The sequence below is a fragment of the Stutzerimonas marianensis genome (genome assembly GCF_022810315.1).
Lineage (GTDB): Bacteria > Pseudomonadota > Gammaproteobacteria > Pseudomonadales > Pseudomonadaceae > Stutzerimonas > Stutzerimonas marianensis.
Genome location: NZ_JALGRD010000084.1, coordinates 1 through 323, shown reverse-complemented (window position 1 = coordinate 323; position 323 = coordinate 1). Strand labels below are relative to the sequence as shown.

At 62.2% G+C, this 323-nt stretch carries 1 rRNA gene; it reads right to left on the bottom strand.

From position 1 onward, the window contains the following. Positions 1 to 323, bottom strand: a 23S ribosomal RNA gene (locus tag MST27_RS22335); the annotation flags it as partial.

The window sequence follows — 323 nt, the reverse complement described above, 5'->3', positions numbered from 1 at the left end:
GCCTGCCTGTGTCGGTTTCTGGTACGGTCGCCAGCCGGACTGACCACGAAGTTTTTCTCGGAGATTGTTCCAGCCTCTTCGCCGACATAAATGGGCTCGTGGTGCCTCCGGGGATGTCGCGGTGGATTTGCCTGCCGCTACCCCTCGGGCCTCATCGGGCATTTCTGATCGCCCGTCGGCCTTCCCAATCCCGTCGCTCCCTGGCTCGTAACGTCCGTCTAGCGGCGCGCGAATGTTGACGCGCTTCCCATCGGCTACGCCTTTCGGCCTCGCCTTAGGGGCCGGCTGACCCTGCTCTGACTTGCATTGGACAGGAAACCTTA